Below are 25,994 nucleotides of genomic sequence, written 5' to 3' on the forward strand. Positions count from 1 at the left end.
CCTCAGAGTAATCCACGCACGCTGGTCCAATACATCTGGTTGTAGGCTATCTTGAACCAGTGCATTGGTTTCGTCGGTGGCTTCAGGTCGGGCGGGTTAAGGTAATTGAACATCGCGTAGGTCGCACGTTCGTGGCCGGCTTCAATGAAGCAGTACACCTTGCCATCATAATCGCGCACCGGCGCGCCGATCTTCACGATCGAGGCGATGTTTTCGGCGACCACCTCGGCTTCGAAGTGCGCGGCCGACCCGGTCTTGCTGACCGGCAGGTTGCTCGTGTCACCCAGCACGTAGACGTTGTCGCGGCCTTTCATGGTGAGTTTGAAACGGTCAGTCGGAATCCAGCCGCCCTGGCCGAGGTTGTTCTTCTCGATCACCTCCATGCCACGGTGCGGCGGGATTGCGATGAGCAGATCGTAGTTGGTCTCCGTGCCTTCCTCGCTCTTCACGACATTGTTTTCCACGTCCACTTCCTTGACGTTGAACAGTGTCTCGTACTCGATGCCCATGCGGTCGAACTCAGGCTTGGCCCACTTGGCGACGTTCTCGATGGTGTGGATGCGGCCGATCGGGTAGTGGTACTTCATTGTGACCTTGTCGCGGATGCCGCGTGCCTTGAAATAATCGTGCAGCGAAAACATGACCTCGACCGGGGCGATCGGGCATTTGTGCGGGACCCCGACAACGACGGCAACCTTTCCACCCTGGAACTCCCGCAGGCGCTTGAACATCTTCACCGCGGATGCTTCGGTGTAGAAGGTCTCTGCCCCCTCCGTCAATCCGCGAACCTCCTCGGGCACGATGCGCGAACCGGTGGCGATTACGAGGATATCGTACTCGTGGACCTTGCCGCTCTGGGTCCTCACCTGGTTCTGATCGAGCTGGAATTGTTCGACCGGGTCCACGTGAAAATCGATACTCGCTTCGAGCAGGCTCGCCTGATCACGATAAAGCTGATCCGGAGACATCTGTCCGAACGCGACATATAGCAAGCCCGGCTGGTACATGTGCTTGTCGGATGCCGAGAGCATCGTGAGCCGGACCTTGCGAGCACGAATCTCAGCGGACAGCCGCCGCGCGAGATTATTGGCCAGAATGGTACCGCCCGTGCCACCACCGACGACTAAGATTCTCATTGCATTCTCCTATTCAAAACTTTCAGCGTTGCTGGCCGCTGGGCAGACAGACGTATCTCGACCCACCAAGTAACGCGCTATTTGGCCTTGCGAACCTTGATGTGCCAGACTCCCTCGACCTTCTCGTTGCTGACCACCTCGTGTCCCACCTTGTGGATCCATTCCGGCACGTCCGCGGCTGAGCCCTCATCGGTCGACAGCAGTTCGAGCGTATCGCCCACGTTGGCCTGCTTCATATAGGTAATCAGCTCCATGAGCGGTCCCGGGCAGTATGTGTCGCATGCGTCGATGATCTTGCTTTCACTCATTGCTCATCCTCCAGTTAACTTGGGTTCGATTCTCCGCCCCGTTCAAAATGTGAGCAGTTGGCCGCCTTCGGCGTCGCTCAGAAAGCGCGTCAGCCCGGTCGGCGGCCCAACCTCTGGGTCAAGTTCATCTTTCGTGATTCTCATCAGGTCCATCGCCATCGAGCATGGCAGCAGCGCCGCGTCGCTTAGCTCGACCGCGTATTTGAACAGCTGCTTGAATGGCGGCACGCCCTTCTGCGCCATGAGCGCCCCGAGCTCGCCTTCGGCCGGTGCGTCGACGGCGTGACCTTGCACGAAATACGGCAGGGCGTTCATGGATAAAAACACCGAAACTTCGTCGCCGGTCGCCGCCGCGACCGACGCGATCATCGCGGCCATCTGCAGCTTTTCGCGCGTGCCCGACACGCAAATTATGTAGATTTTTCTGGACATGATGCTCTCGCCTCTCTTAAGGCCGCGTCGTTCGCGCGACGCGGGTAATCAAAAAACACCCGCGGTCCACAATCGGGCATCTACATATCGCATCCGCCCGGAAAAAGGGGATAGTGTCGAAATCCCGTGCTTTGGGGCCCACGTTCGGTCGGCGCGTGCGCTGGAGCACCTCGCCTCCAAAAGGTTCTGGCCCCCTTGCTTGCAGAAAATATCCTGAACCTTTTCCCCTGCCTCGGCTTCCTTCGGCGCAACCCTGATCTGCTTTTGTGTAATTCGTGGCTTCATTATCATGCATTCCCTGCAATGACCTGACCGAGGTCCAGAGTTTCTCTGTGGCATTGAATTTATCAGATAGACCATCGAGGCTAAGGTACGACTGCCGAGTCCATCTTGTCGTAGCCGGCAAATCGATAGACAAGCGTGGAGATAAACCAACTAGCAACAAATATCGACACCACGAGTATCCCAATCAGCTCCCAATGCTCGCTTAAGGAATTAACCTGATTCCATAGATGACCCTTAAGACTAAATTGCTCCGATATGAGCGCGAGGATCTCGATGCCGGCAATAAGCAAGGCAATAACGGCTGAGACTATCGTTATCGAGAGGTTGTAATAAAGTTTCCGAATCGGGTTTCGGAATGCCCAACCATAAGTGCGAACCATCAGAATGCCGTCGGTCGTGTCCATTAAGGACATACCGGCCGCGAACAGCGCCGGAAACACCAGGATCGTCCACACCGACAATCCCTTTGCTGCCTCCACGCCCGCAATGCCCAGTAGGCTGACCTCCGTCGCAGTATCAAAGCCGAGTCCGAACAAAAAGCCAATAAAGATCATGTGCCAACTTTTATCGACCAATCGAAACAAGGGCCGGAAGATACGCGAGAGGAATCCACGCTTGTTGAGGAGAAGGTCAAAGTCTTCTGCGGCGTAAGCACCCCCATTGCGGACTTGTCTGAAGGCAAGATAAGTGGACCTTGCTATCATCAGATTAAGCATTGCCATAGCGAGTAGAAACGATGCAGAGAAAAACGTACTGGCAACCCCGGCGCCGGCCATGAAACTGAATTTCTCGCTGGCGGCGCTCCATGCGGCTAACGCGGCGATCGCGATGACAAACGCTAGCACCGCCAATGAATGCCCGATCGCGAAATGGAATCCGACTGTCGCGGGGCGCCGGTTCTGCTGCATCAATTTCCGCGTGACAGTGTCGATCGACGCGATATGGTCGGCATCAAATGCGTGACGGAGCCCAAATGTATAGGCTAGGCCCGCGGCGCCAAGAAGCACCGCATTGCCAGCTAACGCGACTATGGCCCAGATCCACGTCGCGATATTGAAGGCGACAAGTAAGATGTAGAGGCCGACTACCTTTTTTTGAAAGTTGCCAGCTTCATCATCGAAGATATGATGCAACGCCGAAATTATATGTTTCATTGGAATCTCTCCTATCTCAGGCCAGCGCAGGAATTCGGCCACACACCACAGTTCCGGGAAGGCCTTGCGTCCCTGCATGCTGTAAGACCCCCGGCACTTGCGCGGCACTGAGCCCGACCCACGAAGGGACGCCGCCACCCGGCCCACCATATCCAACAACAAATGATTCGGGTTGGAGCGGACATCCACGTGGACTCCAACGACTCTTCATGACTGACGGTGCCAACTGAAACGCTTGATAAGCAACAAGCAGGTGCTATCAAGAACATAGCCGACGGCCCCAATGACGAGCACCATCGCCATGAGATTGGCGTATTCCATCCCCTCACGCGCGTTTTCGATGGCGTAGCCGAAACCGGAAGTCACCCCGAGAAATTCCGCCGGGATGAGCACAATCCACGCGACCCCCAGGGCGAGGCGAATGCCAGTCAGAACGTCGAAAGTGATCGCCGGCAAGATAATCAGCGTCAGCACATGCCAAGGCTTGGCGCCAAGATTGCGCGCCACTTTGAACCAGGCCGGGTCCACCTTGGCCAGGCCGGCGGCGGTTGCAAACGCCACCGGCCAGACTGAAGCGATCGCAATGAGAAAGATAATCGCCTGATCCCATCCCGGAAACACAATTACCGCGATCGGCTCCCAGGAGAGTGGGCTGATCATGCGCAGGAACTGGAACGGCACATTGCTCAGTTCGAGGAACCACCTGCTGCGCCCCATGAGGATGCCGATCGGCACGCCGATGACGATGGCGATGAAAAGTCCGGCGCCCAGGCGATAACCGCTGGTCGAAAGCGCATTCGGGATCGTCCCGCGTTCCCACAGACCCGGGATCGCCTGAAACGCCGGGAGGGGCCCGAAGTAGGCAAACAGCGCCCCCGAGGGATTGAGAGTGACAAGGTAGATGCTGATCCACCAAAGAGCGAACAGGATCGCAAGGCCCCCGAAAAAGTACGAAAGGCCCCGCGCCGAGGACTTAAGGACGCGGGACGATCGGAGTTCATCCGGCCCAGCGGTGATTATGTTGCCTCCGACAGTTGCGATGTTATTGCTCATCGTTCAATTACCTCCACCCAGGTACCGGGTATAGGGATCGCCTGACGTCGGAGCGCCCGTTCATTTCCACACTTGGGATTCATGTCTGGCGATTTCTTGTTGCCGTAGGTGTAAGTGACCGGCTCATTGGCCACGAACTCGAGGCTGAGCGTATCTAAGGAACATTGCATCGCCGGTGAGCACTGTCTTTTTCGCATCAAGATCCCCCACGATGCCAGCTGAAACGTTTTATGAGCAACACGAGAAGGGTATCTAGCAAATAGCCGATGATCCCAATGGTGACCACCATCGCTGTGAGATTGTTGTACGATAACGTCTCGCGCGCGTCCTCGATGGTGTAGCCAAGGCCGGAAGTCACTCCGAGAAATTCTGCAGGGACGAGCACAATCCACGCGACACCCAAGGCGAGGCGAATGCCAGTCAGAACGTCGAAAGTGATTGCCGGCAAGATAATCTGCGCCAACATATGCCAAGGCTTGGCGCCAAGATTGCGCGCCACTTTGAACCAGGCCGGGTCCACCTTGGCCAGGCCGGCGGCGGTTGCAAACGCCACCGGCCAGACTGAAGCGATCGCAATGAGGAAGATGATAGACTTGTCCCATCCCGGAAACACCAGCACCGCAAGCGGCATCCAGGAGAGCGGGCTGATCATGCGCAGCAACTGGAACGGGGAGTTGCTCAAATCGCGGAACCGCTTGCTGCGCCCCATGAGGATGCCGATCGGCACGCCGATGACAATGGCGAAGAGAAGCCCGACGCCCAGGCGATAGCTGCTGGCGACAACCGCGCTCTGGATTTTCCCCTCTCCCCACAGCATTGGGAATGCCTGTAACGTCGGGATGAGACCAAAGGAGGCAAAACTCCTCGTCTTAGGATTGATGGATATAAGGTAACCTCCGATCCACCAAACAGCGCACAGGATCGCAACGCCGATCATTCCCAAGACAAGACGCTGCGCCGCCGGATCCTTCATCAAGCGGGGGAACCCACCCCCCCCGGCGTGTACACCTGCGCTGTTCATAGAACGAACTCCTCTACCCGATTATAAGGGTCGCCTGTTTGCGGAACGCTCAAATCATCTTTCCATTTGGGGTTGGCGGCGAGTGCCTTCTTGACAAAGGTGTAGTTGACCAGGTCCTTGGCCACGAAATCAGCGTCGAGCTTGGACAGGAAGCCCATGTCGCCAGAGAGCTGTGTCTTCTTCAGGTCGTTTACGACAAGTTTGGTAGCGCTCGGATACGGCCAGCCCTCGAAATTGATGCGACTCTGTCCCCACCCCGGATGCTGAATTGCTTTGGGGTAGTCGGCAACGCTGTAGAACAACATCGCCCGCTCGACGACTTCGGCCGGAAACGGCAGATATTTCTTGCCGTCTTTAGAAAGCATCTGAGCCATCGCCTTTTTGTTCCCGTCAAGATGAATCTGTGCGGCAACGATGGCGTTATGTACCCCCTGCGCCCAGGCCGCACGTTCGGGATCCATAGTGTCCTCTTCGTGCATGACCACCACGCAACAGGGATGGCCCTTCCAGACGTCGCCGGTGAAGCGCAGCATCTTGCCGTTGGCTTTGAGCTCGCCCAGGGCGTTGAACGGTTCGGCGACGCAATAGCCATCAATTTGTCTCGCCATGAGGGCGGGCGGCATGTCGGGCGGGTTCAGAACGATGAAATTGCACTCGTTGGAGGCTATTTTCGCGTGCTGCGGCCGAATCACAGGTGTGATTCCGGCTGCTCTCATTATTTTTTGCGAGACGATGTTGTGTATCGAGTACCAGTACGGTACCGCGAACTGCTTGCCACCGAAGTCCTTGGGAGAATTGATGCCGCTATCCTTGTGGACGATTAAGCCGGAGCCATTGGTATGGTTCCAGGCCGTGATCTTCACGGGGAACTTGTTGTTGTAACGCATCCAGATCGGAACCGGGATAAGTAGATGCGTGAGATTAAAACGGTGGGAAGCAAACGCTTCGACTAACGGGGACCAACCACGAATGAGCGTCGGCGCTTCTGAATCGATGCCCTCCTTTTTGAAAAATCCCATTTCATGCGCGACTAGAAGCGCGGCCGCGTCGGTAATCGGGATATATCCAATGCGGACCACCGGGTCGAATTTCGCTTTGGCAGCGAAGGAAGGCGCCGAAGGCAGCAAGCTGCTCAAGGCAGCGAGACCGGCTGCCTTGAGCAGGCTGCGCCGGCTGACGCCGGTACCGAGTACGGAGCTGAAAAGGGGATCGTAATCGAGAGCCAGATTCGGATCTGGCTTACCACCGTCGGTGATGTCCGGGTGGTCAGGCATCAACTCCAAGCGTGGATCGGTAGGCTTTGCGTTACTGCAAGTACCGCATGAACACCCATCAATGTGTACCAACGGGCGTGGATCGGTATGCTCTTCGTTTTGATATTTCTTCATTTTCGGTCTCCTAACCTTGGGCGATTGAATGTCCCGACCTGTGCGCGCTCAGGCCTGCTAGTGGATGCTGAATGATTCGGTTTTGGACACGGATCCATTGCCAGTCCCCGCGCCGGAAGTACCTGGTTTCAAGTTGGCCGCTCCCTGGAAAGTTGCCATCAGGCTCGCGCGCAATGCCTGGACGGCCGGGTCCTGGCGTTCACGCGGATCGGGGAGATCCACCTCGAGTTCGTGGACGATGTTTCCGGGGGATCCGGCCATGATCAACGCGCGATCCGCCATCAAAACGGCCTCGTCGATATCGTGGGTAACGATAACCAGGTTGATACCAAGGCGCTTGGCGATGGAGCGCACGTCGCGCTGCAGGGAGGAACGGGTGAAGGCGTCGAGCGCGGAGAAGGGCTCATCCAGCAGAAGGAGTTCGGGCTCCATTACCAAGGAGCGGGCGAGTGCCACACGCTGTTGCTGGCCGCCCGAGAGATCCTGCACATTGGACTCGGCGAAATCCTGGAGCTCGACGAGACGGAGCGCTTCGGCGACGCGCTCGCGGATCTCATTCTTAGACCAACGCCCGAAGCGTAGGCCGACGCCGACATTCTGGGCAACCTTCATCCAGGGAAAGAGATGAGGCGCCTGGAACATCATGACCCAGCGTGGCGACGGCCCTTCGACCAGCGTGCCATCGAGATGAATCGTGCCCTCCGTGGGGCGCAGCAGGCCGGCCACGATGTGGAGAAGGGTGGACTTGCCACAACCGGAACGGCCGATGATCGCCAGCGCCTCGCCCGGTTGTGCCTCCAGGTCAACGCGATTGAATGTGACCGCGCCCCGCGGGCTGTAGCGGTGGGTAAGACCCTTGATCTTGATTTGGACTCCGCGAATTGCCATCTGCAAATTCCTCCGTCCGCTGCGTGAGCCAGTGATGACTTCTGGCATGATGCGGAAGCTGATTATTTTCAAAGAATCGAAAAACGAATCTGCGGCGTTCCCTCAAGAGCCTGGCCGCCGCTTCGCTGCAACCTGCACCCAGTTGTTTTTCACCGTCGAGCCGAGCGACGATCCCCGCTAGGCGCTATTGAGGCGCCGCTCAACGTCCTTCATCCGGCGAGCAAGCTCATCCTCATTCACCAGACCGCGCTTGATCAACGAATGTGCCAGCGCCAGAAGCTGTCGTTCAGGAAAGGGAACATCCTGGTAGACAGATGCGGAAAGCTCATCCTCTTCCCAGCGTCGCTCCAGCGCCGGAAGCGCACAGGCATCCTCAGCAAGGAGATCACAAGTGGCTTCCAGCGTAACCTTCCAAGGAGGGTCAGGGTTAGTTACGCCGTATTGCGCAGCCAGCTCGTTCCACGCCCTTCCATGCGACCGGACGGCCTCAAGGAGAGGAATGGGATTCGAGTCGACCTTGTGATCGCCGCTTTCTGCACCTGCGTCATTTCTGCTCAAAGCGTTCATGGATCGCTCCTAATGATTGTGATCATGGTGTACAGGATGGACTGCCGGATGCACTGGGCGCTTGGTATTCGCTGTCACTCCAGGTTTCGGAACCGCCACGCCGATCAAACAATCCCGGGTCACGATCTCGGCCAACTGGTCCTCGGTCCATCCCTCCGTGCCCTCGGGTCGCACCGGCATCACGATGTAACGTGTCTTCTGGTTGGAGTCTGCGACTCTGATTTCCATGTCCGTGGGCAGCTGCAGACCAAACTCCGCGAGCACCTGCCGCGGCCAGCGAACCAGGCGGCGGCGATAGTTCGGGGTTCGATACCACTCCGGTGATTGGCCGAGAATCGGCCGGGGATAACACGAGCACAGCGTGCACACGACCACGTGCTTTACCTTGGGAGTGTCTTCGAGGACGCGCAGGTTGCAGTAGTCACTCGGCGTGCCGAATTGGGTTGGCGGGCTGGTAACCCAGTCGACACCAACCGCTTTGCTGGCCTCAACCCCATCGGCCACGGCCAGCTTCTTGTACTCGGGATCCAGCCACGCCTTGGCGACAAGGCGTGCCGCAGGCAACGGGCCGAGGGTATGAACGTACTCCGTCCAACGCCGATGGTCGTCGGCGGAAAAAAGACCTTTTTCGATAGCAAGTTCACGAACTGCCATTTCGAGAATCTCAAAATCGCTGATCTCGTCGACCATCGGTGCGGGTTTATGATCATGATCTGACATCTGTATTTCCTCTTGTCAATATTGTCCGTTAGCCACGTTATGCCGACTCAAGATAACGCTCGGGAAACTCGGTCTCCAACGTGTCGTTTGCGTACAGATCGCTGTATTCGGGCCAAAGCTCCTTCTGCTTGAAAACCACGCTGTAGAACCATTCGGGCTTGTCCGTGTTGTCCCACGCCTCATCTTCAGCAGCAGGGCTCTCATAGACCAGCTTGGCTACCGTACCGACCGCGCCGCGCGTGTAGACCATGGTGCGGGTATAAAAGATATCCGGCAGATCCTTGATCCGCACGCGGTCGCCCTCCTTAAACTTGGGGGTGCCGGCCTTGCCCCTGAAACACTGGGGATCACCAATGCCCGTGGCCATTTTGGCGTGGTGGGTTCTATCGTGCTGAATTTTGCTCATGGCGCTTTTTCACCTCATCAATTTTGTTGACCAGCTCAGTGAGCGTGACGTACTGCTTGTCGACCAGGATCCGCGCCGCGGTCAGCAACCACCGACCGTAGTAGGGCATACCCAGGTATAGCGTCTGGCCGACATCAACGTTCTGCCGGCGGCGGCGTTCCTCGGCGTTCCACACGCCGCGCCAGGCCAGGCATTCGCAGGTCGCAAAGGTATTCAGCTCCCACTGCTCTTCTTCCTTTTCTTCCCACGGGATGGGCACATCCGCTTCGCCGCCGACATCATGCACCGGCCGTGTGTATGCCCTGTAGAGGGTGTGATCGATGGCATCTGGATAGGGAGCGTGCGTCGGTCGATGCAAAGCCGGCTGTAAGTAACCGACGGTTTCGATATGTCGGAACACCTCTTCTCTGGTAGACGATGGCATTGTTTTGGTCTCCTCATGTAAATTACGAACAAGTCGGCTTGCGCGTGATGTTCTATCAACATTTATGTACATGCTGACTTCGCTCTGCTGATTCCGAAACATCAACGACTTGATGCGCTTTGTTATCGTCAACCGCTGCGTAGGTTGCACGGGACGGAGTCACAAGCCATTGATGTTCACAACTATGGACCATGCGATTAGGGTTTTCCAAGACTAAATACTGATGAGTTCTATAGGGGTTGACTATAGGGTCGAAACATCGTATTCCCGTGTTCGATCTGCTACCTTCGGGAGGCGGAACACCATGATTTCACGGGCGTGTTGGGAGTACTGTAGGTCTCGTAGCCGACGGCATGGCAGCAATCAAGCGGTAGCGCGCCGCTAACACCTGGTGGAAACGCTGCGCCATGTCCTGGCAGCGCCAGCCTGTCGTTACGTATGCTGGGCAACTGCATGTCCACCCAGGGTATTTAGATCACTGTTTCGGGCTGCTGAGTGCGCGTCCGCAATGAGCGCGGGGTAAAGCGCGTCAAATGCGGCGGGCCAGATAAGTGTAGTAATTGCATGCCGCGAAAAATGTTCCGTTTTCCATCGCCTGTCGCTGCTCGTCGAGCCAGGCCTCCACCGCCTGCATTGGCAACAAACCCGCTCTCGTGACGAACGGCACGTACGTCTCCGCGAAAGACTTGAAGTAGCTTCCGTTTCCGATTTCAACCACGGCATCGCCCCAGGCCGCCGTCAGCCTCAGCCCGAGTTCGGGTAACAGTCGCGGCAAATCGCGCATGATCCGCGGGTTGTTGAAGGTAGCACTCGACAGGGCCACATCCATTTGATGGCCGAAGACGTGATCCCGAAAAGCGTAAGTCAAAGAGGCATAATCGCCGTCAAAAATTGCCATAATGCCACCTGGGCGAACCACGCGCGCCATCTCGCTTAGAACCTCTGCTGGTTCAGTGACGTGGCTAATCAGCGTGTGCGCGATGACCGCATCGAATGTCGCAGGGGGAAAATCCAGGCAGTGGGCATCACCGACTTGAAAGACGAGTCGGTCGTTGACATTTTCGACCTGCGCGAATTCCTTCGCGGCATCAATGAAAGGACGGCACTGATCAACGCCGAACGCGTTGCCCGTGAAGTCGCCACGGCGTGCGAGGGATCGCAGCAGCGCGCCTGTGCCACATCCAACCTCCAGTACTTGAGCTGACGGGGGGAGGGCCAGCTGAGCCGCATACTTGTCAAACAGTCTCGCGAAGACGGCGTCTTGAGCGCGGCTTTCTAGCCGGGCAATGAGGCGTTCAAGTGCCGCCTTATCAAGTTCGTTGACAAAACGGTGTGGATCACGTGCAACCATGTTTCACCTCATTCCTTGTCCATCCTGACTGCTTGCAACGCATCTGTTGCCAGGTCATGGTCCCCTGTCCTGGCGACAGTGGCCATCGGGCGGAGGTTGGCATGATCGGCGCTGCTGTGGCACGCGACCACTGGGGCAACTTCGCGGCTGCTACCGCTATGGCGGCACAGTGTGAATCGGTCATGACGGAGAAACCGATAGTTAGGTCGGCGAGTACCGCAATGGCGGCTCAGCGGCCCAGGAGGCCTTCAATCCGGGCGCCGCGCCGCAAGCAGCGAACCAGGACCCCCTCCCTAATGCGGCATCACACCCTGCGTGTCGTTACCATGATTTGTAAGGCAAAAACTTGCCGCTGATTGTGACCAGCACGCGATCGCCTTTCGGGTCTTCCTGTTTGTCGATGTTCATGGTGAAGTCGATCGCACTCATGATGCCATCGCCGAATTTCTCGTTGATCAGCTCCTTGATGGTCTCGCCATACACGCCCACCATCTCGTACCAGCGGTAGATCACCGGGTCGGTCGGGATAGCTTGGCTCCAAATCTTGTGCGGGAAGCGCTGTAGCTCGGTCGAAATCTCATTGCCAAGACCGAGCACCTCGGCCACTGCCTCAGCATTCTGCTTTTCCAGGTGGTTCATGCCAAGGCATGCCGAGCAGGTATATTCGGCGGACAGGCCCGCGGCCTTGGCGATGTCGCTCCACTTCAGACCTTTTTCAAATTTGGCCTCGAGGATGGCTTCCTTCATTTCAGCTTTGTTCATCAGCTCTGTCCCTTATAACGCTGCGAACGGAAAGCGGAGCAATCCCGTCTTGCGGGATCGTGTCCAACGCGAGTCGACCGCACAGCCAATCGCACCTGCAGCTGTAACATAACTAAGCGCTGATTTTGCGCCGACAACGACGCCTGGTTCAATATGCATGTGTATTTCCTTTGGGCTATAAACATTTCCGAATATGCCAATTTCACTTCTAGGTACTGTCGTCACGAGATAGTCAGCCAAAGGGTAAGACAGCGAATTTGTACGGCAGCCACGAAGGATGACAAGTTTTTCGCATAGCGGGTGGCGATCCCTCGCCACCGCTTGAGATGCAAGAATGCGTTCTCGACCAAATGGCGTAGCTTGTAGAGATGCTTATCGTACTCTCTGGGTTGTTTACGGTTTTTGCGCGGCGGAATAACCGCTTTTGCTCCTTGTTCCTCGACTTTCGCCACGATCGCATCGCTGTCGTAGCCTTTGTCGGCAAGAAGGTGCTCCATCTGAAATCCCTCAATCAATTGGTCAGCCTCAGCGCAATCTGCTCGGGTACCTTCTGTAATAACTGCTCTGAGCGGCATACCATGCGCATCCACGGCCAGATGTATCTTTGTGTTGAGCCCCCTTTTGTACGGCTCATGCCTTGATTGCCTCCGCGTGCCCCAGCGGCATGGGGGGGAACCTTGCAATGGCTGGCATCGATCATGAGCCATTCGTAATCCGGCTCGACAATGAGCTTTTCCAGCAACGACTCCCAAATGCCTTGATCGCGCCAACGGCAAAAGCGTCGATGGGTGTTTTTCCATCCTCCATACGAGGCAGGCAGGTCTCGCCACGGCGCACCCGTGCGAAGAATCCAAAACACCGCATTGATAAATCGGCGGTTATCTTGTGCCACTCCACCCCAAACACCTGCGCGCCCAGGTAAATGCGGTTCGAGCAAGGCCCAATGTTTGTCCGTAATGTCGTGTCGATGGATGGTTTCTGGCATTCGGTTATGAGTTTTTTACGAAAACCATATTTTGCCACATCTTGTGACGACAGTATCTACCAATGACTAAATATTGATCTAATGGTGTGAGGCGTTTATCCATGGTCTAGCGCTGTGCATGTTGCATGAGACGACACCACAAGCCACTATTGTGCATAACTATGGGCCATGCGATTATAGTTTCCCAAGACTAAATTCTGATGAGTTCTATAGGGGTTGGCTATGGATCGAAACATCGTCTTCCCGCGTTCGATCCGCTACCTGATCGCGGTGGCGGAACACCACAGCTTTACGCGCGCGGCGGAAGTGCTGTATGTCTCGCAGCCGACGCTGTCGCAGCAAATCAAGCAACTGGAGGACTTGCTGGACGTGCAGTTGCTGGACCGGTCCGGGCGGTCCGTGCGGCTGACCGCTGCCGGCGAAGTCTATCTGCACCATGCCCGCCGCGCCTTGGGGGAAATGGACGCAGGAAGGCGGGCCATCCATGAGTTGCAGGATATGAGCCGCGGTTCGCTCCGCCTGGGGATGACGCCGATTACCGATTATCTCGCCATCCCGTTACTGGACCGCTTCAACGCCCGCTATCCCGGCATCACCTTGAGCACGCTGGAAATGCCCCAGAATGACATTGAGGCTGCCCTGGCCGAAGACCGTGTTGACATCGGTATTGCATTTAGCAGCACCCCCTCAACCGAGGAGCGTTCGGACGAAATCGAAAACCACATCCTGTTCATCGAAACGCTCACCCTCGCCGTCGGCAAGGATCATCCCCTTGCCGGACAGCAGGGTCCGCTGAGCGGGCATGCGTTGGAGCAGAACCCGCTGGTGCTGCTCAATGCCGATTATGCGCTGCGACGCCACATTGACCTGTATTGCCTTGAACACAGCCTCACACCGCCCATCGCGATCGAGGCCACCTCGCTCAGCGTGATTATAGAAATCGTCCGTCTCGGCCGGCTCGCCACCATACTTCCCAACATCATTGCCTGCGCGCAGCACGGGCTTCATTCGATTACCCTGCTGCCAGAACTGCCCCGCCACACGATCAGCCTGATCTGCCGCAAAGGTGCGTATAAGAGTCCTGCCTGCCAGGCCTTTGGGGAATTGGCAGCGGAATGGTCCGCTGTCAGATGTCAGGTGAAGCCCGGTCACAGGTTCAGGCCGTGCCCCCTGTCCGATGCGTGTGTGCATGGCGAATTCAAGTCAGCCTTCAATGACGCCTTCGACGAGACGCCGCCGGTTGCATCCGATGCCGGAACAGAGGCCCCGGCAGCATTCTGGGACGAATCCTTCGACGACTGAGTTGCGGGCCTGGAGCCACCCGGCAAAACCGCGGTGTGACGCCCGTGCGGTCAGTCAGGGCCGCTTCCAGTAGCCCATGCCTGAGTAACCGGAGCGCCTCGGCGGCTGAATCCATCGCCTCTTGGTGCTTGGAGACATCGCGCCCGCAGAGATCCTCGATCAGGCGCACGGCGAGTGGGCCATGTTCATCCCCATCCAGCTCGACATGACGATGAAGATAGCGATGCAGCACGGGCTCTCTGGTTCACATCAGCTCTCCCCGCACCGTTGGAATGACATAACCGCCCACGCTCACTTCACGAGACCCATCGACCATTCGTGCGCGCAGCATGACCAACGACGGCCGACGAATCTCATAGCCTTGCTCGATCCGCACGGAGAGAAGGGGCCCGGGGAAGAATCGATGCTCCAAGAGGTAAGCGCCGAGGAACGCCGCGCCATTTCCCGTGGCCGGGTCTTCGCGCACGCCATGCGCCTCGAAGAAGAACCTCGCGCACAGGTTGTTCTGGGGGTGATGCGTCTGGCGGCAGAAGAGGTAGACGAGGGGCGGAAAACCTTCGGCCCCCAGAGTGGCGAACGCGTCGAGGTCAAGCTTGCTGCGTCGTAGCGCGTCGAGGCTGCGCAGCGGGACGATCATGGCCGAGGTGCCGGCAGAAATCTGTTGGACGGGGAAACTGGCCTCAATGTCCTCTGGCGATACTCCAAGTGCCGCTGCGATCGGTTCACGATCGCACGTCATCCCGAGCGACACCGGCGGCGCGAGAAACCACGCCACCTCTCCTCCTTCAGAGGAAACCTCGAAGCTGACAGGGACCTGCCCCACCGCGAGATTCAGCCGCACCGGCCCGGAAGCCTCAGACGCAATGTGATGGCGGAGGACCCACGCGGTGCCGAGGATCGGATGCCCAGCAAAGGCAATCTCCCGTGCCGGCGTAAAAATCCTTACACGATACCCACCATCATCCTCGGGCTCAGGCGTCACAAATGTCGTTTCCGAGTAATTCGTCTCCGCCGCGAGCTGTTGCATCGTTTCGTCGGACAATGCTTCCGCGCCGACCACAACCGCCAGCTGATTCCCCGAGTAGGATCGCTCTGCAAATACATCAACTATGTAGAAACGGTGTGTCATGGTCTCGCATGTCCCGTGGCCGTCTAACGAATGCATGGACTTCCTCGTCCCAGACGGCACCACATGTGCCGGATTGAAGAGAGCAGTACTGTTCAATCGAAAGAGGAGGAGAGTCCGTCATATATTACTGGTGTAGGAATCGACTTGGTCAAGAACGTATTCAGTGTGCACAGCGTGGATGCCCATGGCAAGCTTGCGCTGAAAAAGACCCTGTCGCGCGGCAAACGCTCGAATGCTTTGCCAAAATCCGGCACAAATGATTTTTCGCCCCGGCACAAGGGGTCGGAAAGAGGTATTCTGCGGATTCAGTAGGGCATCGCCATGGAGGCAGCGAAGATGGCGATAAAGGTCCGGTGTCTGAGGAAGCGGGGCTTCAGATGGAGAAAAGGCAGCCGCCTCATGAAAATGGCGACCGCAGGCATCGACAGGACAAAGGACTTTCCAACACCTGGCATGGCGACATTCTTTTCGGCCCTGCCATGCGCTTTACGGTATAGGGCCCATGCCTAAGGTTGCCGGGACAAATTATGGACTGATCTGCCGTACCGGGCGCACCAGAATCTCCTCGACTAGCACATTGGCCGGCTGCGCGAAGCTGTAAACCAAGGCCTGCGCCACGTCCTCGGGATGGAGGGCGTCGAGGGACTCGCGGCGCTCGTGCATCACTTCTGCGGGGACATTATGACCCCACTCGGTCCATACCGCTCCGGGCTCAATCAAGGCAACCCGGATGCCTTCAGGACCGAGTTCCTTGCGCAGCGCGTCGTGAAAACCCACCACCGCAAACTTGGTGGCGTTGTAGACCGACCAGCCGGCAATGCCGTAGCGTCCGCCAACGCTGGAGACTGTAGAGATCATCGCGCCCGGCCGCCCTTTGAGCAGCGGAATCGCGGCGTGGGTGCAGCGCAGCACCCCGTAGAGGTTGGCGTCGATGGTGCGTTGCCATTCCTCCGGTTTGCTGTCCGCAAATGGGGCATGGTAACCCACACCGGCGTTGTTGAAGAGCAGGTCGAGCCCGCCGAAACGTTCGCGCACTTGGGAGAACAAGGCCTGTACCTGCTCGGGGTCGCTCACATCGGTAGGGATCGCGATAGCGGCATCACCCAGCTCGGCGGCAAGAGCCTCCAGGCGTTCTCGTCGGCGTGCCGTCAGCACGACACGAACACCTTCCTGCACCAATAATCGTGCGGCGGCCTCACCAATACCACTGGAAGCTCCAGTGATGACGGCGACCTTATTGGTGAGATCTTCCATTTTCATCGTTCATTCTCCCGTATCCGTTGCGTTGGCCGGCGTTGCTATTGCCCAGCCAACTTCTGTCAATGCCGCGCGCGGCCTGCAGATATCCCTTGGAAATCATGCCGGTGACTAATGACGCCACGGAGGAGACGATTCTACAGGCGTCGGCTGCGTCAGGCCAGCTCGGTCGAAGTCGGTGCGCTTGATCTTCACATCGCTCCAGGTGGGTTTCGTCTTTGGGCGTTTTGGTCGATTATTTGACATTGCTGTCCCCTTCGTTCCAGTCCCCGATACGTCGGAGACCGTGGAGTGGATCTCGATGTCGAAGAACGGCTTGAACAGAGCGGGTGACATTGTCGTGGGTCAAAGGTCCAGGTCAGTCAGCCATTCGCCCCTATCTTCCTCGAAGAACCAGCGCCAGCGCTTCAATACCCATTTTCAGCCTGCGGGTTGTCATCGCTCCCGGGAATCAGGTAGATGTTGTTGTCCTCTCTCATCGGTCCGCGGTAAGCGGCCGGCCCATTCACCTGTAATCCATCCCTGCACTCGTGCGATCCTGATGCCTTTTCAAAGGCACACCTCATGGCGACACGGCAAGGGCGGGAATTTTGGCAAAGGTACCTTGATGCCTGGCGGCAAAGCGATCTGACACAGCTCGCGTACTGCGCGAGCCTGGGATGGGCATCAAGCCCGTAAGGCAGCCCAAGTTCCTTCGGCGCGATCGGAACCTTGAGACTGATTGTTCGGAGTGGCGTAGGCCTGGACGTGCAGCGTGGTTGGTGCGTTGGGGGGCAGGAGATCCGGTCCAGGGAAGTTTTGAAGGCTGCGCGGCGATGACGGCAGATAGGCGGTGACGATATAATTCATTCCAAGGAGGAATACCCATTGGATCGATTTGCCTCGATGGAAACCTTTGTCAGCGTGGTCGATGCCGGCTCGTTCTCCGCTGCCGCGCGTCGGCTCGGCGTAGGGCAGCCGGCGGTGTCCAAGTCGATCGCCCATCTGGAAGACAAGCTTGGCGTGCGCCTGCTATTGCGCTCGACGCGAGGCCTGACGCCTACCGAAGCAGGCCACAGCTTCTACAAGCATGCGCGGCGCGCGATCGAGGAAGCGGACGAGGCCGAGCTAGCGGCGCGCGGCGCGGGGACCGGCCTATCTGGTCGCCTGCGCATCTGCGCGGCAGTGACCTTCGCGCGACTGCACATCCTGCCGAAGCTGAAGTCCTTTCTGGTCGAACACCCGGAACTGAACATCGACGTGGTCCTGGACGACCGCAATATCGATCTGCTCGAGGAAGGCATCGACATTGCCTTGCGCATGGGCACCTTGGGTGACTCGGGCATGACCGCGCGCGGGATCGCTCGGTCACAGCGTCTGGTGCTGGGGACGCCCGCGTATTTCGCCGCTGCCGGCGAGCCACAGGTGCCCGCCGATCTGGTCGCGCACCAGGCCATCATTTACGACCAGCGCGGCGGCGGTGGCGCCTGGGCCTTCCGACGTGGCACGTCAGAGGTATCCGTGTCGGTTTCCGGGCGGGTCCAGGTGACGGCCGCGGAAGGCGTGCGTGCGGCGGTGCTCGCCGATATGGGCGTGGCCATCGCCTCAGAATGGATGTTCGCGCCGGAACTGGCCAGTGGTGCGGTCAAGCCCGTGCTCGTCGACTGGTCGTTGCCGCCGATGGACCTGTGGGCGATTTATCCCACCGGACGCATGGCCAGCGCCAAGGCGCGCGCTTTCGTGGCCTTCGTCGAAGCCGCGCTGGCTGCCTCCGGGGAGCGCGCTTCCGAGGTGGTGTCGTCCCACAAGCCGAGGTCGGCATAAGTGATCCTGCCGCGCGCTTCGACCGCGGTGGCTTCGAGGATCATCAATCCGGCACCGGACTGCGCCAGGTTGCCCAGATGCACCAGGTGCCAGTCGGTGGCCCGGCCGTTGTCGGCCGAGTACTGGCACATCGGAGCAACGATGATGCGCTTGTCCAGATGCAAGGGACCGAGATTCAGGGGCGAGAACAGTCGGCTCACGGGAAACTCCTTGGCGAGGTCAATTCAGTGAAGTCCCTGAGGGGACATTTCCAATACACCATGGCGAATGGAACGATGGGCTTTCTGCCGGGCATCAGAATGCCGCCGCCTTGCCAATCGACGCGCCTCCGTCGACGAACAGAGTCTGACCTGTAATGAAGCTGGCATCGTCCGACAGCAGAAAGGCGATGGCCGCGGCGATCTCGTCGGGCTGACCAAAGCGGCGCATCGGCACCGCCGACAGATAGCGCTGCTCGCCGGGACTCCCAGGCGGATTGTTGGCGCGAAACAGTTCGGTTTCAGTTGGGCCGGGCGCGATCGCGTTGACGGTGATGCCGGTACTGGCCAGTTCGAGTGCCCATGAGCGCGAAAAGCTGACCAGGGCTGCCTTGGCCGCTGCATAGGCAGTGCGTTCGGTAATACCCAGGATCGTCAGACTGGAAATATTGACGATGCGGCCCCAGCCCTGCTCGCGCATATGCGGCAGCAGGGCTTGCGTCGCCTGCACGGTCGGATGCAGATTGAGCGCCAGCACCGCATCAAGATCGTCGACCTTGATCTCGCCGAGCTTCTGTGGGCGTACCAGGCCGACATTGTTGACGAGGCCGTCGAAGGCATGGCGCGCGGCGAGCGACCGCAGCACGGCATCGGTAGCGGCGCTGTCGCCAAGGTCGACAGGGACCAGTTCGCCGGGGAAACTGTCGTCGGCATGGCGGGCCAGGCCGACAACGCGGTGACCGTTCTTTGCCAAGCGTTCAGCCAGCGCTCGCCCGATGCCTTTGCTGGCGCCGGTAATCAGATAAGTATGTGCAGACATATTCGCTCCAGCATGAGTTGATCAGGAAACCTTGGCCATCGGCCGGCACCGGAGCACCGGCAGAAGGTCTCCGGTACAGCTCGACCAGATAGTCGGGCAGCGCGAAGCGCAGGCCGAATGCTGCCGCAGCTTTGTTGTGCGCGTCGCTTAGGACCGGAAAGCTCAATTGGTTGGTGCGCACCGATTTGCGGCTGTTGGCGGCGGTTTGTGGCGAGATCGCCGCCAGACTTGCGCCGGCGGCACGGAAAGCCGGCCGCGCCGCTTCCACGGCCTGCAATTCCAGATTGCCGTAGCGGCGCCACACGCCGCGGTAGAAACTGAGCACCAGTGGCCCCCTCGCAAGCAGGGCGGTCGAAGACATCGGCTTGCCATCCGGATCGTTCAGGGTGAAAACGGGCACCTTGTCGCCCGCTTTCAACGCACGCTCGGCTTGCCTCGAAGCGATCAACTTGCAGTGACATGATGGTCTCTCCATGAGGATGGTTAGGCGCTCGGTGAACCGCGCACACGTGCCATACGGGGATCAGGCCGCCTTGGTGGCGGGTTTGCTCCATTCGTTGCCCTTTATGAAGGGATCGAGTTAGGTGTGGGTGAGGCGGCAGTTGTTTTCGAAATTGGAGGTGAGGTAGACCACTTGCTGTTCGTGCGGTGTCAGTGTGGTCTTGGAGAACATATCCCAGAGGGCCGTATAGCCGGCGAGAAGCTCCGGCGATTCGGCCATGTTGGCCTGCAGGTTGAGGACCAAGCCAAATGCCTTCTTGACGGCTTCCAGCGTGTGCTTGGACGCCTCGGGCGCGGTTTCGACGGTAGGGGTAGTGAAACGAGTCATGAGCGAGCTCCTGGTGGTGGATACGGGTGGCGTCAGATAGAGCACATGTTCGTGGATCTTGGCGAGCCGCAGAAGCCCGATGCGGGGCATAGCCATCATTCCTTCGCGGAATACAGGCATGTCACGCGGCACGCCAAGCTCTTGGTGCGCGCCAATTTGCGGTCCGGGGCACCCGATAGGCCATCGAATGCTCATGCGGAATGAGTGCCATACAGCGCAGCGGTCTGCGAGGTCTTGGTCGCAGCGTTTAAGGTTTCCCCGACACCACTGGCCCGGATTTTTGAACGTAACCCCGGCGTAACCCCGCGCTATAAATGAAAACGGCTCCCATCTCTGGAAGCCGCTTGTTTGCTGGTGCCGATGACCGGAATCGAACTGGTGACCTTCGCATTACGAATGCGCTGCTCTACCAACTGAGCTACATCGGCGGCACAAGGCGGGGATTATAGAGAACGGCCGGGTTTACGGCAATCTTGTTGCATGGGAATGCGCGGAATCGATTCCATGGTTGAACTGTGCCGGCAACCCGGGGGATAATCGCGCCTTTCGCCTATAGATAAATCCATGACGCTATCCGAACACGATCTGCGCGAACACTTTTCCGAGGGTTGGCTGACGCGCGGGCGCGAGCTGGTCTGGCGAGAACGGGTGCTGGATATGGAGTGCAGTGCGGATAAGCGCTATATGTCAGCCCGGGTGCAGGGTTCGCGCGCGCAACCTTACCCGGTGACCATCCGCGTGAATCATAGCCCCAAAGGCTGGTATCCGGTGGGACATTGCGGGTGCCCGGTGGGTTACAACTGCAAGCATGTCGCGGCAGTGCTGATTGCAGCATTGGGAGAGGGCGTGCAATCAGTGGACGGGGTGCCAGCCGGGCTGGATCACTGGTTGCAGCGGCTGGGGCTGGCAGCGCTGGCGGATAAGCCGGACGGGCAGTTTGCGCCGGGAGTGCAGGATCGCCTGCTGTATGTGATTGAGCAGATGGCAGATGGGCGGCTGGTCGCGCGGCTGATGAAGGCGCGTTTGCTGCAGAAGGGTGGCTATGGTTCAGCCAAGCCGTGGTCGGGGTTCAAGGCCCTGTACAATCCCAACCCCCCGCAATTTGTTTCTGCCGCCGACTGGGATGCGGTTGAATTGCTGCGCACGCTCGAGCGCAGCATGGACGCCACCCCGAGTTTTTATCTTGGCGGCCATCGCGGCGCACTGGCATTACGCCAGTTGCTGGTGACCGGACGCGCGTTCTGGCAGTCTGCCGAAACACCGCCGCTGCGCTATCAGGGGGCACGTCCGGCGCTGCCGGTTTGGGTGGATGCAGCGGATGGCAACCAGCGTTTGACGTTGCAGCCGCAACCGCCCGCGCAGGTATTGGCGCTGGCACCACCGTGGTGGCTGGATGTGGTCACACATGAATGCGGCGAACTGGAATCCGGCCTGGCCGATGCGGTCGCCGAAGCCATCGCTTGCGCGCCAGCCATACCCGCGCAAGCGATGGAATCGGTAGCACAACGCCTGGCGCAAATTCCTGTCGCCCTGCCCGCGCCGGCGCGCTTGCAGACCCGTCATCTCAACGATGTCATTCCGACGCCGGTGCTCAGACTCACCAGCCAGCAAATGGATGGGCCGCCCCTGGTGCATTACGGTTGGCAGCGCCCGGGGCAAACGGTTCATGTGGATCTGGCGCGGCTCGAGTTTGATTACCTGGGCACACGGGTCAACATTCATGCCTCGGGCGACAGCGTGAATCGCCGCGTCGGTAATGAATTGCTTGCCATCAGCCGTCACCAGTCCACTGAACGTGCCGCACTGCAGCAACTGGAAGCTTTGAATTTCTTTTCGGCCAAGCGTCTGGATTTGCCTGGTGCAAGCAAGCTCGGCGATGCGTTTACGCTGGATGACGAAGATGGCTGGGCGGATTTCGCCATGCAGCACCTGCCTGGCCTGGTCGAGGCTGGCTGGCGTGTGGAAAGCGAGCCTGAATTCCGCTGGGATATCGCCGAGGCGGAGGACGAATGGCACGCCGATCTGGATGAAACTTCCGGTACCGACTGGTTTGGCCTGGAGCTCGGCATCACCGTGGCGGGCGAGCGTATCAGTCTGCTGCCCATCCTGGCCGGACTGGTGCGTGATTTGAGCGACGAAGCGCATGCTGCGCTGTTGCGGGGTGAATCGCCCGCAACCGGACATTATCTGGCCGCGCTGCCCTCCGGCAAGAAAATAGCCCTGCCGGCAGAGCGCGTGCGCGGTCTGCTGGCGGTGCTGGTGGAACTGTTTGATGGGGATGCGCTGGATGGCGCCGGACGACTGGCGATGAATGCGGTACACGCAGCGCGCCTGGCTGATATCGATGCGGCAGCGCGGCTGCGCTGGCTAAGCGGCGACAAGCTGCTGGAGTTGGGACGCAAGCTGCGGGAATTCTCCGGCGTGACCCCGGTGCCGCCGCCCGCCGGCTTGCACGCCGAGTTGCGCCCCTACCAGCAGGACGGTCTCAACTGGCTGCAATTCCTGCGTGAATACCAGCTGGGCGGTGTGCTCGGCGACGACATGGGCCTAGGCAAAACCCTGCAGGCCCTGGCGCACATCCTGGCCGAAAAAGAGGCTGGGCGTGCCGGGCGTCCCAGCCTGGTGGTGGCGCCCACCAGCCTGATGTTCAACTGGCGCCGCGAGGCTGCGCGCTTTGCCCCGGATTTGCGGGTGCTGGTATTGCACGGACCGGATCGCGCGGCGCATTTCGACAATATCAACGACTATGACCTGGTATTGACCACCTATGCACTGCTGCCACGCGACAGCGCGGTGCTGGCGCAATGCCGGTTTCACTTGCTGATCCTGGACGAGGCCCATTTCATCAAAAATCCCAAAGCACAGGCCACCCAGGTGGTGCACAAGCTGGTGGCGCGCCACCGCCTGGCACTCACCGGCACACCGATGGAAAACCATCTGGGCGAACTGTGGTCGCTGTTTCACTTTCTGGTGCCGGGGTTACTGGGCAGCGAGGCGCAGTTCAAGCGCGTGTTCCGTAACCCGATCGAGAAATACAACGATACCCTGTGCCGCGACGCTCTGGCACGACGCATCGCGCCGTTTTTGCTGCGCCGCACGAAAGCCGAAGTGGCGCAGGATCTGCCCGCCAAGACCGACATCCCGTGCACCTGCGAGCTCATCGGTGCACAGCGTGACCTGTATGAAACCATACGCGCGACCATGCAGGACAAAGTGCGTACCGCGATTGCCGAGCAGGGTTTCAAAAAGAGCCAGATTGTCATTCTCGACGCGCTGCTGAAGTTGCGTCAGGTATGCTGTGACCCGCGCCTGCTGGCGATTCCGGCGGCACGCAGGGTGAAGGAATCGGCCAAGCTGGAATTGCTCATGTCGCTGTTGCCGGAGATGCTCGCCGAAGGTCGTCGTATCTTGCTGTTTTCGCAATTCACCAGCATGTTGACCTTGATCGAGCAGGAACTCGATGAACGCGAAATCGACTTTGTCAAACTGACCGGGCAAACGCGCGACCGCGAGACCCCGGTGAATCGCTTCCAGGCGGGTGAAGTGCCGCTGTTCCTGATCAGCCTCAAAGCGGGCGGCACCGGCCTGAATCTGACCGCCGCCGATACCGTGATTCACTATGATCCGTGGTGGAACCCGGCGGTGGAAGACCAGGCCACCGGCCGCGCTCATCGCATTGGCCAGCTCAACCCGGTGTTTGTGTACAAGCTCTATACCGAGGGCACGGTGGAAGAAAAGATTCTGGCGCTGCAGGAGCGCAAGCGCAGCATGGTTGCAGGCGTTCTGGGTGATGGTGAACACGCCGGCACGACGCTGACAGCAGAGGATTTGCGGGTGATGTTTGAGCCGTTGGGTTAGCCGTTCTCAGGCTTGGATGGCGGCGCCAGGGCGGATGCGTACGATAATATCCACACCCTCGGTGACCACCCCCTCGGGCAATTGCGGCAGGCCGCAAATGGTGATGCCGTCGGCATCAATGTCGGTTAGCTCGCCGCTGGAAACATCGTAAAAATGATGATGCAACTGGGTATTGGGATCGTAGAAAACCTTGTTCGGATCCACGATCACTTCGCGGATCAGCTTTTTTTCCAGAAACAGATTGAGCGTGTTGTACACCGTGGCCTTGGATGTTTCCGAATGACGGTCGTTGACAATGGCCATGATCTGGTCGGCGGACAGATGCTGCTGGCGCGAAAACAGCGCATAGGCAATCTCGATACGCTGATGGGTTGGATTGATGCCGTGGCTGCGCAGCAAATCCGCCATGTTGTCGCGACTGTATTGTTGCACCATCATGTCCATAGCTTGTGTGCCTTTATTCAACTTGCCAACGTTATAATAGTAATCCAAAATCTGGACTCCGTCTAATTCGTTGTCACGCCATAATATAGCCGTGAATTCAGAGGCTTTGCCGGTATAATATCGGTTCGCCTGCACTGTACCTGCTGCCATTTTACGTATTGACTGAGACCATGCTGACTATCCAACGGCTGACCACCCGTTCGCTGCAGTTTCACTCCGAGCTTGACCGCCTGCTTGCCTTTGAGGGCGGGCAAGACGCTGCTATCGAACACACGGTGGAGGATATCCTGCGCCATGTGCGCCGCGATGGCGATGCCGCCGTGCTTGAATACACCAGACGCTTCGATCGTCTGGATGCCGCCAGTATGGCGCAGCTGGAGCTGCCGCTGGTACGTCTGCACACCGCACTTGACAACCTGCCACAAGCCCAGCGTGATGCGCTGGAAGCAGCTGCCGCGCGGGTCAGGGCATACCATGAGCATCAGGTGATGCAGTCGTGGACTTACACAGAGGCCGACGGTACCGTGCTCGGCCAGCAAGTGACCGCGCTGGATCGCGTCGGTCTGTATGTGCCGGGCGGCAAGGCCGCGTATCCGTCATCGGTGCTGATGAATGCCATACCGGCCAAGGTGGCGGGTGTGGAAGAGCTCATCATGGTGGTGCCTACCCCCGATGGTGTGCAGAATGAACTGGTGCTGGCGGCTGCCGCGGTGGCGGGAGTCACGCGAGTATTCACCATTGGTGGCGCGCAGGCGGTCGCAGCGCTGGCCTATGGCACCGCCACCATCCCGCAGGTGGATAAAATCGTCGGCCCCGGCAACGCTTACGTGGCCGCTGCCAAGCGCCGCGTGTTCGGCACAGTGGGCATAGACATGGTGGCCGGGCCATCGGAAATCCTGGTGATTTGCGACGGCAGGACCAATCCGGACTGGATCGCGATGGATTTGTTCTCGCAGGCGGAGCACGACGAACTGGCGCAATCCATCCTGCTGTGTCCGGATGCGGCCTACATTGACGCCGTGACCGCCAGTATCCGGAAACTGCTGGCTGACATGCCGCGCCGGGAAGTAATCGAAGCCTCGCTCAGTGGCCGCGGCATATTGATCGAGGTGCGCGACCTGGATGAGGCAATCGCCATCGCCAACCACATCGCACCCGAGCACCTGGAGCTGTCGGTGGATCAGCCCGAAGTGTGGGCGGCCAGGATCAAACACGCCGGCGCGATTTTCATGGGGCGCACTACCTGCGAGGCGCTGGGCGATTATTGCGCCGGACCCAACCACGTATTGCCGACTTCGCGTACCGCGCGTTTTTCCAGCCCGCTGGGGGTGTATGACTTCCAGAAGCGCACCAGCCTGATCCAGGTATCGGAGCAAGGCGCGCGCACGCTGGGGAAAATTGCCGCCACATTGGCCTACGGCGAGGGTTTGCAGGCGCACGCCCGCTCCGCTGAATACCGCATCACCACGGATTAA

The 25,994-nt window shown here is 58.8% G+C and carries 28 protein-coding genes, 1 tRNA gene and 1 pseudogene; 6 read left to right on the forward strand and 24 right to left on the reverse strand.

Going from position 1 to position 25,994, the window contains the following annotated elements:
- Positions 1 to 2 precede the first annotated feature (2 nt).
- The 8 genes from GZH91_RS05860 to GZH91_RS05895 form a co-directional block, all read right to left on the reverse strand.
- The gene (locus tag GZH91_RS05860; RefSeq protein ID WP_147074037.1) at positions 3 to 1,136 is read right to left on the reverse strand and encodes an NAD(P)/FAD-dependent oxidoreductase; all 1,134 of its coding nucleotides are present in this window, start codon (positions 1,134 to 1,136) and stop codon (positions 3 to 5) included.
- A 77-nt stretch (positions 1,137 to 1,213) separates the two neighbouring features.
- Positions 1,214 to 1,444, reverse strand: a complete 231-nt coding sequence (locus GZH91_RS05865) for a sulfurtransferase TusA family protein (protein WP_147074039.1) — start codon at positions 1,442 to 1,444, stop codon at positions 1,214 to 1,216.
- A 42-nt stretch (positions 1,445 to 1,486) separates the two neighbouring features.
- On the reverse strand, positions 1,487 to 1,876 hold the full coding sequence (locus GZH91_RS05870; protein WP_147074041.1) for a DsrE/DsrF/DrsH-like family protein: 390 nt from the start codon (positions 1,874 to 1,876) through the stop codon (positions 1,487 to 1,489).
- A gap of 365 nt (positions 1,877 to 2,241) precedes the next feature.
- Positions 2,242 to 3,504, reverse strand: a complete 1,263-nt coding sequence (locus tag GZH91_RS05875; protein WP_198415409.1) for a HoxN/HupN/NixA family nickel/cobalt transporter — start codon at positions 3,502 to 3,504, stop codon at positions 2,242 to 2,244.
- 18 nt (positions 3,505 to 3,522) lie between these two features.
- Positions 3,523 to 4,368 (reverse strand): ABC transporter permease, encoded by an 846-nt coding sequence (locus GZH91_RS05880; protein WP_147074044.1) that lies wholly within the window; start codon positions 4,366 to 4,368, stop codon positions 3,523 to 3,525.
- Between the two features lie 196 nt (positions 4,369 to 4,564).
- Positions 4,565 to 5,389, reverse strand: a complete 825-nt coding sequence (locus tag GZH91_RS05885; protein ID WP_147074045.1) for an ABC transporter permease — start codon at positions 5,387 to 5,389, stop codon at positions 4,565 to 4,567.
- Positions 5,386 to 6,777, reverse strand: coding sequence for an ABC transporter substrate-binding protein (locus tag GZH91_RS05890; protein WP_147074047.1), 1,392 nt, complete (start codon positions 6,775 to 6,777; stop codon positions 5,386 to 5,388). Before GZH91_RS05890 ends, GZH91_RS05885 begins: the two co-directional genes overlap by 4 nt.
- 57 nt (positions 6,778 to 6,834) lie before the next feature.
- Complete coding sequence (locus tag GZH91_RS05895; RefSeq protein WP_147074049.1) at positions 6,835 to 7,665, reverse strand: ABC transporter ATP-binding protein; 831 nt, start codon at positions 7,663 to 7,665, stop codon at positions 6,835 to 6,837.
- Between the two features lie 34 nt (positions 7,666 to 7,699).
- On the opposite strand from GZH91_RS05895, the gene GZH91_RS05900 reads away from it, so the two are divergent.
- Positions 7,700 to 7,846 (forward strand): hypothetical protein, encoded by a 147-nt coding sequence (locus tag GZH91_RS05900; protein WP_161984190.1) that lies wholly within the window; start codon positions 7,700 to 7,702, stop codon positions 7,844 to 7,846.
- Here GZH91_RS05900 and GZH91_RS05905 read toward each other — a convergent pair.
- The 7 genes from GZH91_RS05905 to GZH91_RS05930 form a co-directional block, all read right to left on the reverse strand.
- Entirely contained in the window at positions 7,843 to 8,232 is a 390-nt protein-coding gene (locus GZH91_RS05905) for a hypothetical protein (RefSeq protein ID WP_198415410.1), read from the reverse strand. The genes GZH91_RS05900 and GZH91_RS05905 overlap by 4 nt on opposite strands.
- Before the next feature lie 9 nt (positions 8,233 to 8,241).
- The gene (gene scnC / locus GZH91_RS05910) at positions 8,242 to 8,952 is read right to left on the reverse strand and encodes a thiocyanate hydrolase subunit gamma (RefSeq protein ID WP_147074051.1); all 711 of its coding nucleotides are present in this window, start codon (positions 8,950 to 8,952) and stop codon (positions 8,242 to 8,244) included.
- A 37-nt stretch (positions 8,953 to 8,989) separates the two neighbouring features.
- A complete protein-coding gene (locus tag GZH91_RS18235) occupies positions 8,990 to 9,358 on the reverse strand; it encodes an SH3-like domain-containing protein (protein ID WP_198415411.1) in 369 nt (122 codons plus the stop codon).
- Positions 9,336 to 9,782: an SH3-like domain-containing protein gene (locus GZH91_RS18240; RefSeq protein ID WP_198415412.1), complete on the reverse strand. Its 447-nt coding sequence runs from the start codon at positions 9,780 to 9,782 to the stop codon at positions 9,336 to 9,338. The genes GZH91_RS18235 and GZH91_RS18240 overlap by 23 nt, the downstream gene beginning before the upstream one ends.
- A gap of 529 nt (positions 9,783 to 10,311) precedes the next feature.
- Positions 10,312 to 11,133, reverse strand: coding sequence for a methyltransferase domain-containing protein (locus GZH91_RS05920; protein WP_147074053.1), 822 nt, complete (start codon positions 11,131 to 11,133; stop codon positions 10,312 to 10,314).
- 321 nt (positions 11,134 to 11,454) lie between these two features.
- Complete coding sequence (gene cynS / locus GZH91_RS05925) at positions 11,455 to 11,895, reverse strand: cyanase (protein ID WP_147074055.1); 441 nt, start codon at positions 11,893 to 11,895, stop codon at positions 11,455 to 11,457.
- A 221-nt stretch (positions 11,896 to 12,116) separates the two neighbouring features.
- Positions 12,117 to 12,880, reverse strand: a protein-coding gene (locus GZH91_RS05930) for an IS5 family transposase (RefSeq protein ID WP_161984191.1) whose coding sequence is annotated in 2 segments (ribosomal slippage) — positions 12,117 to 12,508 and positions 12,508 to 12,880 — 765 coding nt in all. Because the reading frame shifts where the segments join, the coding sequence is not laid out codon by codon here.
- A 222-nt stretch (positions 12,881 to 13,102) separates the two neighbouring features.
- Between GZH91_RS05930 and cynR the strand changes: the two genes are divergently transcribed.
- Complete coding sequence (cynR, locus tag GZH91_RS05935) at positions 13,103 to 14,182, forward strand: transcriptional regulator CynR (protein WP_147070547.1); 1,080 nt, start codon at positions 13,103 to 13,105, stop codon at positions 14,180 to 14,182.
- Here cynR and GZH91_RS18370 read toward each other — a convergent pair.
- Both GZH91_RS18370 and GZH91_RS05945 read right to left on the reverse strand, forming a co-directional pair.
- Complete coding sequence (locus GZH91_RS18370) at positions 14,091 to 14,414, reverse strand: DUF3050 domain-containing protein (RefSeq protein ID WP_147070545.1); 324 nt, start codon at positions 14,412 to 14,414, stop codon at positions 14,091 to 14,093. The genes cynR and GZH91_RS18370 overlap by 92 nt on opposite strands.
- Before the next feature lie 12 nt (positions 14,415 to 14,426).
- Positions 14,427 to 15,311 (reverse strand): PhzF family phenazine biosynthesis protein, encoded by an 885-nt coding sequence (locus GZH91_RS05945; RefSeq protein WP_147070543.1) that lies wholly within the window; start codon positions 15,309 to 15,311, stop codon positions 14,427 to 14,429.
- Between the two features lie 63 nt (positions 15,312 to 15,374).
- Between GZH91_RS05945 and GZH91_RS05950 the strand changes: the two genes are divergently transcribed.
- A complete protein-coding gene (locus GZH91_RS05950) occupies positions 15,375 to 15,623 on the forward strand; it encodes a hypothetical protein (RefSeq protein WP_147070541.1) in 249 nt (82 codons plus the stop codon).
- A gap of 213 nt (positions 15,624 to 15,836) precedes the next feature.
- Here the strand turns inward: GZH91_RS05950 and GZH91_RS05955 are convergent, their stop codons facing one another.
- Entirely contained in the window at positions 15,837 to 16,565 is a 729-nt protein-coding gene (locus GZH91_RS05955) for an SDR family oxidoreductase (protein ID WP_232522217.1), read from the reverse strand.
- Between the two features lie 870 nt (positions 16,566 to 17,435).
- Here GZH91_RS05955 and GZH91_RS05960 point away from each other — a divergent pair.
- Positions 17,436 to 18,371: a LysR family transcriptional regulator gene (locus GZH91_RS05960; RefSeq protein WP_198415414.1), complete on the forward strand. Its 936-nt coding sequence runs from the start codon at positions 17,436 to 17,438 to the stop codon at positions 18,369 to 18,371.
- Positions 18,372 to 18,397: 26 nt separating this feature from the next.
- Here GZH91_RS05960 and GZH91_RS18310 read toward each other — a convergent pair.
- The 5 genes and pseudogenes from GZH91_RS18310 to GZH91_RS05985 all read right to left on the reverse strand — a co-directional run.
- Positions 18,398 to 18,502, reverse strand: a pseudogene (locus tag GZH91_RS18310) (hypothetical protein); the annotation flags it as partial.
- Positions 18,503 to 18,665: 163 nt separating this feature from the next.
- Positions 18,666 to 19,388 (reverse strand): SDR family oxidoreductase, encoded by a 723-nt coding sequence (locus GZH91_RS05970; RefSeq protein ID WP_147070535.1) that lies wholly within the window; start codon positions 19,386 to 19,388, stop codon positions 18,666 to 18,668.
- The gene (locus GZH91_RS05975) at positions 19,327 to 19,806 is read right to left on the reverse strand and encodes a redoxin domain-containing protein (RefSeq protein WP_198415415.1); all 480 of its coding nucleotides are present in this window, start codon (positions 19,804 to 19,806) and stop codon (positions 19,327 to 19,329) included. The genes GZH91_RS05970 and GZH91_RS05975 overlap by 62 nt, the downstream gene beginning before the upstream one ends.
- 162 nt (positions 19,807 to 19,968) lie before the next feature.
- Positions 19,969 to 20,217, reverse strand: coding sequence for a hypothetical protein (locus GZH91_RS05980; RefSeq protein WP_147070531.1), 249 nt, complete (start codon positions 20,215 to 20,217; stop codon positions 19,969 to 19,971).
- Positions 20,218 to 20,569: 352 nt separating this feature from the next.
- Positions 20,570 to 20,645, reverse strand: a tRNA-Thr gene (locus tag GZH91_RS05985).
- Positions 20,646 to 20,781: 136 nt separating this feature from the next.
- On the opposite strand from GZH91_RS05985, the gene GZH91_RS05990 reads away from it, so the two are divergent.
- Entirely contained in the window at positions 20,782 to 24,075 is a 3,294-nt protein-coding gene (locus tag GZH91_RS05990; protein ID WP_147070530.1) for a DEAD/DEAH box helicase, read from the forward strand.
- Positions 24,076 to 24,081: 6 nt separating this feature from the next.
- Here the strand turns inward: GZH91_RS05990 and GZH91_RS05995 are convergent, their stop codons facing one another.
- Entirely contained in the window at positions 24,082 to 24,510 is a 429-nt protein-coding gene (locus GZH91_RS05995) for a Fur family transcriptional regulator (protein WP_371860355.1), read from the reverse strand.
- Positions 24,511 to 24,692: 182 nt separating this feature from the next.
- Here GZH91_RS05995 and hisD point away from each other — a divergent pair, with 182 nt between their 5' ends.
- Positions 24,693 to 25,994 carry a histidinol dehydrogenase gene (gene hisD / locus GZH91_RS06000; protein WP_371860354.1) on the forward strand — a complete coding sequence of 434 codons (1,302 nt, stop codon included), beginning with the start codon at positions 24,693 to 24,695 and terminating at the stop codon, positions 25,992 to 25,994.

This window comes from Sulfuriferula plumbiphila (assembly GCF_009938015.1).
GTDB lineage: Bacteria > Pseudomonadota > Gammaproteobacteria > Burkholderiales > Sulfuriferulaceae > Sulfuriferula > Sulfuriferula plumbiphila.

Bases quoted from the DNA above. Each gene is read 5' to 3' on its own strand.
- GZH91_RS05895 (WP_147074049.1), bottom strand. From the start codon at position 7,665: ATGGCAATTCGCGGAGTCCAAATCAAGATCAAGGGTCTTACCCACCGC.
- GZH91_RS05860 (WP_147074037.1), bottom strand. From the start codon at position 1,136: ATGAGAATCTTAGTCGTCGGTGGTGGCACGGGCGGTACCATTCTGGCC.
- GZH91_RS05995 (WP_371860355.1), bottom strand. From the start codon at position 24,510: ATGGTGCAACAATACAGTCGCGACAACATGGCGGATTTGCTGCGCAGC.
- GZH91_RS05920 (WP_147074053.1), bottom strand. From the start codon at position 11,133: ATGGTTGCACGTGATCCACACCGTTTTGTCAACGAACTTGATAAGGCG.
- GZH91_RS05890 (WP_147074047.1), bottom strand. From the start codon at position 6,777: ATGAAGAAATATCAAAACGAAGAGCATACCGATCCACGCCCGTTGGTA.
- GZH91_RS05950 (WP_147070541.1), top strand. From the start codon at position 15,375: ATGTGCCGGATTGAAGAGAGCAGTACTGTTCAATCGAAAGAGGAGGAG.
- GZH91_RS05945 (WP_147070543.1), bottom strand. From the start codon at position 15,311: ATGACACACCGTTTCTACATAGTTGATGTATTTGCAGAGCGATCCTAC.
- GZH91_RS05905 (WP_198415410.1), bottom strand. From the start codon at position 8,232: ATGAACGCTTTGAGCAGAAATGACGCAGGTGCAGAAAGCGGCGATCAC.
- GZH91_RS05900 (WP_161984190.1), top strand. From the start codon at position 7,700: ATGACTTCTGGCATGATGCGGAAGCTGATTATTTTCAAAGAATCGAAA.
- GZH91_RS05865 (WP_147074039.1), bottom strand. From the start codon at position 1,444: ATGAGTGAAAGCAAGATCATCGACGCATGCGACACATACTGCCCGGGA.
- GZH91_RS05870 (WP_147074041.1), bottom strand. From the start codon at position 1,876: ATGTCCAGAAAAATCTACATAATTTGCGTGTCGGGCACGCGCGAAAAG.
- GZH91_RS18240 (WP_198415412.1), bottom strand. From the start codon at position 9,782: ATGCCATCGTCTACCAGAGAAGAGGTGTTCCGACATATCGAAACCGTC.
- cynR (WP_147070547.1), top strand. From the start codon at position 13,103: ATGGATCGAAACATCGTCTTCCCGCGTTCGATCCGCTACCTGATCGCG.
- GZH91_RS05970 (WP_147070535.1), bottom strand. From the start codon at position 19,388: ATGTCTGCACATACTTATCTGATTACCGGCGCCAGCAAAGGCATCGGG.
- GZH91_RS05990 (WP_147070530.1), top strand. From the start codon at position 20,782: ATGACGCTATCCGAACACGATCTGCGCGAACACTTTTCCGAGGGTTGG.
- cynS (WP_147074055.1), bottom strand. From the start codon at position 11,895: ATGAACAAAGCTGAAATGAAGGAAGCCATCCTCGAGGCCAAATTTGAA.
- GZH91_RS05880 (WP_147074044.1), bottom strand. From the start codon at position 4,368: ATGAGCAATAACATCGCAACTGTCGGAGGCAACATAATCACCGCTGGG.
- GZH91_RS05885 (WP_147074045.1), bottom strand. From the start codon at position 5,389: ATGAACAGCGCAGGTGTACACGCCGGGGGGGGTGGGTTCCCCCGCTTG.
- GZH91_RS05980 (WP_147070531.1), bottom strand. From the start codon at position 20,217: ATGACTCGTTTCACTACCCCTACCGTCGAAACCGCGCCCGAGGCGTCC.
- scnC (WP_147074051.1), bottom strand. From the start codon at position 8,952: ATGTCAGATCATGATCATAAACCCGCACCGATGGTCGACGAGATCAGC.
- GZH91_RS05955 (WP_232522217.1), bottom strand. From the start codon at position 16,565: ATGGAAGATCTCACCAATAAGGTCGCCGTCATCACTGGAGCTTCCAGT.
- GZH91_RS18235 (WP_198415411.1), bottom strand. From the start codon at position 9,358: ATGAGCAAAATTCAGCACGATAGAACCCACCACGCCAAAATGGCCACG.